An 8,098-nucleotide genomic window follows, 5' to 3' on the forward strand; every position below is an offset into this window, starting at 1 on the left:
TTATATACATTTATACTAGGCATTATATTGCAAACAATGTGATACAAAGATGATTTTAAAATATCTTAATATTGACAGTTCTAAAGGCTAAACTTAGATGAAAAAAAATAATCAACAAATAGTAAGCAGCCAAATAGCAGGCAATATTTTAGTAGTACTACCAAAATTTATTGGTGATGCAGTCAATTGCACACCGGCTTTACAACTACTTAAAGACCTTTATCCAACTAAAAGCATTATCTTATTTGTTAGACCTCACTTAGCTGAGATGTTTAAACGCGAGACTGACTACTGTGTTATCGTGGATGAACGCTTTGATAATAACAAACCCATCTCTATGTGGGCACAAGCAAAAATACTCAAAAATGCTAACATTGAGCTTGCAGTAATTATGCGCAACTCATTGTCTGAAGCAATACTTTGCTTTTTAGCAAGTATCAAATACCGAGTAGGTTATGCAAAAAATGGTCGCTCACCACTGTTAACACACAAACTGAAATTAGACGAAAATCACCACTATATATTTCGCTACTGCCGACTTGTGAATGAGCCACATGGTAATCCGTTTAGCTCTATACCAAAAACAGCAATCGTAAAAGAGCCGAGCCTGTTAATCCCTAAACAGAACAAAAAATCTATCGGGGTTTATTTTGGCGGAAAAAATAAAGGCTTGCGTCATTACCCTAATGAGCTTTCATTTGTTGCAATGGTTGATATAGCTAAAAATATTGACTGCACATTTTATATTTTTGGTGATAACGGTGAGCTTGAAGATACCCAACAATTACAGGAGCGGCTAAACCAGCAAAAAATTGACTCTGTCGTCCTTGCTGGGAAAACCTCGATTATTACTATGATAGACGCTATCGGTGAGCTTGATTTATTACTGACAATCGATTCTGGTCCCATGCATATTGCAGCTGCATTCAATATTCCTTTTGTTGCTGTTGTGGGCTTAGGAACTTCGCCATGGAGTGTTGTGGCACCCAAAGTAACTAATGCCATTACGTTAATTGCAAATGGCGATCAGCTACTTGAAAAAGATATTATTAACGAAATAAAGCCACATCACGTCAGTGAAGCTGCTTTAAAGTTACTGGATCACTAAATCTTAATAATTTCAGCTCTCAGTGGTGCCATTTTCGCGAGTATTTTATTTTGCACTGTATGACTAATATTTTGTTCATTCATGGCATTGATTAACAAATCAACCACATGATTAAAGTCAGCCTCCGTGATGTGCATGCCAGTATGAATATCAACCATACTATCACGCGTGTACTCACAGGGCCCATCAGTTAATACACACAAATGATTAATAAAGCCTTCGCGGAAATGGCTAATATTTGCATGCTCAAAGTAATGAATAATTTGTTCGTCATTACCGATTTGATTAATGAAACTATCAACCAGTCTTTGTAGCCCTGCTTTACCATCAAGTTGCTGATAAAACGTTAGATTTGAAGCCGATGAACAACCAGCTAAGCTGGCTATTAACACTATCGTTGTTAGTATTTTTTCCATTACCAATATCCTGTTACCGATAAGTACCAACCGGTTTGGTCTTTTGCTCCAGCAATACTACCTAAATCAAGGTATGCGGCAGTGACACTTACGTATTTATTTGGCATCCAAGCAACAAATACATCTTGCCAATCTTGCTCACCCAATCCGAGATTATTTGATTTTTGACGATACTCTATTCCAACAGCAACTTCTCGACTAAGAAAAATGGCAGTACTAGCTTCAAATAAGAGTTTTTCATTGCTATTCGCTCCACCGTATCCAAGTAAGCCAAGCTGATTTGCTTCACTATAACGCGTGGTAACATTCCAAAACCAGTTATAACCTGCAATGGCCCCTAAATGTAACTTGCTTGCAGCAAGGTAGATATCAGTACCGGAGGTGTCATTAGCCCCTACTAATGTCGCGACTGCGCCATCATCAAGGGATTTGTATTGTACTCCCAGCGAAAGTTGAGGCCAGTCACTATAAACAATATCACCATAGAGCCTAATCTTAACACCGGTGATCTCTTGTTCTATCTCGGTATTTAGCGCCGGCACAGCAAAGTTTTGCTGTGCATAGCTAAGCTCAACGCGATTAAACAAGTTAACTTGGGCACCGCATACATCTAAGCTGTAATCGGTAACATCAGCCCGACTACAAAAGCCATTAATAGAAAACTCATCTTCGCTGGCATAACCCGCAAGCTGCGCCCAAGGCACGATACCACCACCACCACTACCTTCTACTTGCGATACTCCAGGCGTTGCTAGCAGCTTGCCTTTTGAGGCAAAGCTATTAAATGCAGATAATGCGATAACAGCTAAAAATAATAATTTAAGCTTTTTCATTATACTGCTCCAACCATTGCTCAAACGCATCGGCTTTGAGTGGACGACTTAGATAATACCCTTGCACATGATCACACTGCATTTTTTGTAACAGCTCTAGCGATCCTAATGTTTCAACCCCTTCGGCTACGACAGAGAAGCCAAGCTGATGACCTAAGGTAATTGTGGATTCAACAATAAACTGATCCTTTTCAGATTCATCAAGTTTAAGAATAAAACATTTATCTAATTTCAGCTCGTCAATAGGTAACATTTTCAAGCGCCCTAGCGATGTTTGCCCAACCCCATAATCATCAAGAGATATTTTGACACCGATCGCTTTAAGATTATCCAGCGCGTGAATGCCCTTTTCTTCATTTTCAATCATATCGCGCTCTGTTAATTCAATCGTGATAAGCGCAGGTGCAACTGAAAACTGTTTTAAAGTACGAATTAAATTGGAGTGAAAGCCGGGGTAAGCGATATCTTGGGCTGAAACATTAATCGCAGCTTGCATATAAATGCCTTGCTGTTGCCAAAGTCCGACCTGTGCTATCACTGTTTTTACCACCCAACCGGTAAGGTCAACAATCAATCCCGATTGCTCAGCTAGATCAATAAATAGCTCCGGCGATACCCAACTACCATCCTTGCGTTGCCAACGAATGAGCGATTCCACTTTATTGATTTGTTGTGTAGCGATATGTAGTTTAGGCTGATAGGTCATAAACAGTTGACCATCATCATCATGAATCGCTTGCTTGAGCTCATCGATCATGATGAGCCTTTCAAGATGTGCTTCATCTTCTCCGGGCAGGTAGTAATGAATATTTTCATGAGCACTGGCGGCACTATCCACAGCAATCAATACCCGACGCATTAAATCATCCGCTTGTAACCCTTGCGAAGGATACTCCACCACACCAGCACTAAAGCGTAAGTTGATTTTAAGCTTTTGAATAGTATAACCCGCTTGTAACTGAGCCATTAATCCGACTATACCACTTTTAAGATTACGCCCCGCACTACTAGGAAAAGCGGTTAAAAATTCATCCCCACCAATACGTGCATGTAAACCACCAAACTCATCTGAAAACTCAGCAATACGTAAAGCTACAGCTTTTAAGCAGTCATCGCCAATACGAGCTCCTAGCTTATCGTTAATATGCCTAAGGCCACGAATATCAATTGCCACTAAGGTATATTCTTGGTCTTGTTGAAGATTTTCGCTCAACACTTCCAGCATTGCAGAACGATTATAAAAACCAGTTAAAGAATCATGCTTTGCAGCAAAGCTAATTTGTTGTTCACGCTCTTTAATATCATTACCCATGTTTTTAAAAGCATCTATTAATGTAGCTATTTCATTGCTTTGCTTTTTGCTCATCGCGTCAACACTGTAGTTTCCTCGGGCAAACTGCCGCGCTAAAGTCACTAATTGTGATAATGGCATGGTTAAGTTTTTGGCCAATAAACTACTGGTAATAACACCGATAAAAATCGTTAAAGACGCAAGAATGACTAGCGTGTAAAACAATCGCTCAAATTCACTGTAACTCTGCGTTAGATCAGCACTCAGTAATACATTAACGGGATGATCGTCAAGGGAAGGTAGGTGTACATCGCGATTGCGATATACCAGTTGTTCACCAAAAATTCGTTGCGTGGTTGTTTTATGAAAATATTCAGTCGGAATAAACGGCGTCGGGCGCTCTAACAAAGAGCTTTTAACCAAATTATCGCTGTTAGCAATAAAGCTTACATCCATACCGGTTAAGTTTTTTAGCTCAACCGCAACCTCATCATCAATTTTAAAGCCGACTAAACTGTGCGCGATAGTACGTGGGGCTTTAATAGGTAATAAAATAACCTGATATAGCTCATTATTTAGCACAACAAAGCTAGATTGCTCGGTATTGTTGAGCAACTCACTCATTAACGCTTGTAAATTATTATCAAAGTCTTGTTGTCGATTAGTTGATACCAACTTACCTGATAAGTCCAATAACAACATTAAATCAGCATTAATTCGCTGACTATGATTATACAATACGCTACTAATCGTATTTGCATCCTTAGTGGCAACCGCTTGTTTAAAACCAAAATCAGCAGTCAATACTTTTGCAGCTGTGAGCAATAAACTTTCTTTCGACGCTAAGTACTGCTTATAGACATTTTCAGCCACATTAATATCTTGGGTGACCTTTTTTTCATTAAATTGACTAGTCGACCACCAGAAACTAAATAAGCTCATAACTGTAGTTAATAACACTAAGCCTACACATAAAATAGTTATGCGATTTTTTAAACTATTAGTCATTCCCACCCTTAAACTTACTACCAAAAGTATTACGTGGCTTAGGCTCAGTTGTTTGCAGTGTTACTTGTAAACTATGAGGCGAATTTACAGCTAACGTTAGCGACTGCTTTTCTTCAAGTGTGTTCTTTTGTAAAGAATGCCAAAGAGTTAGCTGTACTGGCAAAGTTAGGCCACTTAGTTGCACATTTCCACGCTCATCACTTTGATAAACATCAGCGCTTTTTGCAACATAAATATACCCTAGCATAGAGTCATGTATATTACAGCCAAGTACCACAACCCCTTGATTTTCAAATGTAATCGGATTTTCTGGTTGCCCTGAATATAACTTTAACTGAAATGGTTTAGCTTCAGAGAAAGAATACACGTGGTGGCGAATATTATCGCTATTAGGAAAGTTCACTTGCTGCCCTTGATGAGCAATCAAAAGTGTTGGTGAAAACTGCTTATCTACTTGATCCATTATCAGTACAGGTAACTGTTGCGATAATTTTTTATTGCTTTCGCTAGCAATTTCTACAACTGCATTGGTGAGAGGCTGCCCATATTGATCAACGATATTGAGCGTAACATCTTGTGCATAACCTATACTTGCAAGCGCCATTGCGAAAAGAGTTATAACGCTTTTTGTTACCATTACTTGCAATCTCATTTGGTCATCCCCTGCTGTGCGAACACTAACATATGAGTATCTCTAATTAATCTTAGGTTAAGTTAATTAGAGACTGACTCTAAATGCAAGAATAAAAGCCCAGTAACTATAAATAATAGTAAAACTCTAAACTTTTAAATTGGAGCAAGTTAATTACTAATGATTAAAGCTTGGAAATCAATCCATATTGCTGATCCAAAAGAGCAATCACCTCAGCACGAGGATCGGCAGGAATAGTAACATTGTAGCCAACAATTTTACTGGCAATACCCACATATGTTTCTGACACTGATAACATAACCGACTCAGGTAAAATGTAATCTTTTGCTAGTTGCTCACGTTCAGGCATACGATCTTTATTCAGCAATACATCACTATCAGGCACATTATTAATTAATAACTGACGAAATCCTTCTTTAGAGTTCTCAACAATTTTGCCATCTTGATAAGCTAATTCATCCCAAATACGTGATGAGTCTGGCGTGCCTACCTCATCAATATAAATTAGTTTATTAGTACCATTTAAGTCTTCCACATAACCAAACTCAAATTTAGTATCAACGAATATTTGACCTAATTTAGCCAGCTCAGCGCTAATTAAGGTAAAACCTTCAACAAGAAGTTTTTCGTATTGCGTAACATCATCTTCAGACTTAAAGTTAAACACAGTTAAGTTATTAGTGATATTGTCACGAGTAATATTTACATCATCCACAGCAGGAATATCTGCAACGCCAGTAATAATACCTTTCGTTGATGGCGTAATTAACACATCATCTAACTGCTGATTAGCGGTTAAGCCTTCAGGTAATTCTAAACCACAAAAATTACGAACACCTTTGCTGTAATCACGCCACATGCTGCCAGTTATATATTGACGAGCAATTGCCTCTACTTTCACAGTACTGGCTTTACGAACAATCCATACATACGGATGTGGAATATCAACAATATGATTTCCCGCCAGACCTGCTTGATCAAATAGCTTAAACCAATGCGATGCAACAGTATTTAACGCAATACCTTTGCCTGGTACACCATTTAGGCCATTTTCACCTTGCCAAATACAATCAAAGGCAGAGATACGATCGGAAATTACCATAATAGCCAGCTCAGTACCTTTAGGTACTTGATAGCCTTTTTCGCTGATCAAACGTGCGCTGTCTTCGTCTGTTAACCAATAAACTGAACGTACTTTGCCACTGTGAACGGGGCCCTTAGTGCGTATTGGTAAGTCATCGTTTACGTCTAAAACTTTATAGCTAGTCATGCTATCTCCGAGTATATGGCACGCCCTGTAAGGGCGATTGTATGGGTATGGGGTTATAAGCCGCTAATAATAATCGAGACCGGGGGAAATCACAATTAAAGCACTATGTGATTTAACGCAGTTTAGTTGGTATTTTATTATACACGTTATAAGATAACATCAAAATCCAGTAGTAATTTACGTGATGATTAATATACAGCAGCTAAGTTTTAAATGGCAAAAACAACAAGTCAAACCCACTTTAGCAATTGCAACACTTAGCATTGCTAAAGGCGAACATGTGTTTTTACATGGCCCTAGCGGCTGTGGTAAATCCACTTTATTATCGTTACTTGCAGGCATTAACCGCCCTACATCAGGCCAACTGAGTATTTTAGGCTGTGAACTGGGTCAATTAAGTAAAAGTAAATGCGATAAGTTTCGCGCTGAGCATATTGGGTATATCTTTCAAAATTTTAATTTACTTCCTTACCTATCACCGATTGATAATGTCACATTAGGTTGCCAATTTTCAAAACCACGGCAAAAAAAAGCATTAATCAATAGTCCAACCCTTAATCAAGAGGCCTCAAGGCTATTAAATGCACTGGGCTTAGACGAGCAATTACATCAACAAAATGTCGCTAGTTTGAGTATTGGCCAGCAACAGCGAGTCGCGGCGGCGCGCGCCTTTATTGGCAGCCCAGAATTGATAATTGCCGATGAGCCAACGTCTGCTCTTGATGCAAACAATCGCCAGTCCTTTATCAACTTACTTTTTACACAAGCAAACGAAGCGAATAGCACCTTACTTTTTGTCAGCCATGATACAAGCTTACAACCGCTTTTTAATCGCAACATTGATTTACTGTCGCTACAGGAGCAAGGTAAATGATCCTCTTAAAACTTGCTATTAGTAGCTTATATAATCGCCGCGCCAGTGCATTCTTAACTCTGTTTACTATTGCTGTTAGTGTCATGTTATTGCTGAGTATTGAGCGAGTGCGGGTTGATGCCAAAAGTAGTTTTAGTAATACCATTTCTGGTACTGATCTAATTGTTGGCGCTCGTACCGGAGATATACAGCTGTTATTGTCTTCGGTTTTTCGCATTGGTCATGCTAATAATGGCGTTGGCTGGCAAAGCTACCAATATATAAAACAGCAACGCGGCGTCAACTGGACCATTCCGCTATCACTAGGGGACAGCCATAAAGGCCAAGCGGTACTGGGCACTTCTGCTGATTATTTTCAACATTATAAATTTGCTAAAAAGCAGCAGCTTAGTTTTAGCCAAGGCCGCGCCTTCGCCCATTTAAATGAAGTTGTACTGGGCGCGCAGGTAGCAGCAAAGCTAGGCTATTCGCTGGGTGATAGTATCGTTATTTCACACGGTATGGGTAATACCAGCTTTCATCATCATGATGATAATCCCTTCACTGTGGTGGGCATTTTAGATGCGACAGGCACGCCAGTTGATAAAACCCTACATATTCCATTAGCGGCTATTGAACTGATCCACAGCGGTAACCACACCAGCCA

General features: G+C 39.3%; 8 protein-coding genes. 3 read left to right on the plus strand and 5 right to left on the minus strand.

The genetic code is table 11. The features are described 5' to 3' along the window. The first annotated feature begins 97 nt into the window (after window positions 1-97). Window positions 98-1,108, plus strand: coding sequence for a glycosyltransferase family 9 protein (locus H5200_RS16090; RefSeq protein WP_182718335.1), 1,011 nt, complete (start codon window positions 98-100; stop codon window positions 1,106-1,108). Here the strand turns inward: H5200_RS16090 and H5200_RS16095 are convergent. The 5 genes from H5200_RS16095 to H5200_RS16115 all read right to left on the minus strand — a co-directional run bounded on the left by H5200_RS16095 (window position 1,105) and on the right by H5200_RS16115 (window position 6,578). Further along, complete coding sequence (locus H5200_RS16095; protein WP_182718336.1) at window positions 1,105-1,524, minus strand: group 1 truncated hemoglobin; 420 nt, start codon at window positions 1,522-1,524, stop codon at window positions 1,105-1,107. The genes H5200_RS16090 and H5200_RS16095 overlap by 4 nt on opposite strands. Then, window positions 1,524-2,357, minus strand: coding sequence for a DUF3034 family protein (locus H5200_RS16100; RefSeq protein WP_182761850.1), 834 nt, complete (start codon window positions 2,355-2,357; stop codon window positions 1,524-1,526). The genes H5200_RS16095 and H5200_RS16100 overlap by 1 nt, the downstream gene beginning before the upstream one ends. Beyond that, window positions 2,344-4,656 carry an EAL domain-containing protein gene (locus tag H5200_RS16105; RefSeq protein WP_182761851.1) on the minus strand — a complete coding sequence of 771 codons (2,313 nt, stop codon included), beginning with the start codon at window positions 4,654-4,656 and terminating at the stop codon, window positions 2,344-2,346. The genes H5200_RS16100 and H5200_RS16105 overlap by 14 nt, the downstream gene beginning before the upstream one ends. Further along, entirely contained in the window at window positions 4,649-5,308 is a 660-nt protein-coding gene (locus tag H5200_RS16110; RefSeq protein WP_182761852.1) for a methylamine utilization protein, read from the minus strand. Before H5200_RS16110 ends, H5200_RS16105 begins: the two co-directional genes overlap by 8 nt. A 163-nt stretch (window positions 5,309-5,471) precedes the next feature. Continuing rightward, the gene (locus H5200_RS16115) at window positions 5,472-6,578 is read right to left on the minus strand and encodes a phosphoribosylaminoimidazolesuccinocarboxamide synthase (protein ID WP_182761853.1); all 1,107 of its coding nucleotides are present in this window, start codon (window positions 6,576-6,578) and stop codon (window positions 5,472-5,474) included. A gap of 184 nt (window positions 6,579-6,762) precedes the next feature. Here H5200_RS16115 and H5200_RS16120 point away from each other — a divergent pair, with 184 nt between their 5' ends. Continuing rightward, window positions 6,763-7,452, plus strand: coding sequence for an ABC transporter ATP-binding protein (locus H5200_RS16120; RefSeq protein ID WP_149983162.1), 690 nt, complete (start codon window positions 6,763-6,765; stop codon window positions 7,450-7,452). After that, window positions 7,449-8,098 (plus strand): ABC transporter permease (locus H5200_RS16125; protein WP_182761854.1); only part of this gene is annotated, 650 nt, incomplete at its 3' end. The genes H5200_RS16120 and H5200_RS16125, both read left to right, overlap by 4 nt.

The organism is Pseudoalteromonas sp. SG43-7 (genome assembly GCF_014164295.1).
Taxonomy (GTDB): Bacteria; Pseudomonadota; Gammaproteobacteria; order Enterobacterales; family Alteromonadaceae; genus Pseudoalteromonas; species Pseudoalteromonas rhizosphaerae.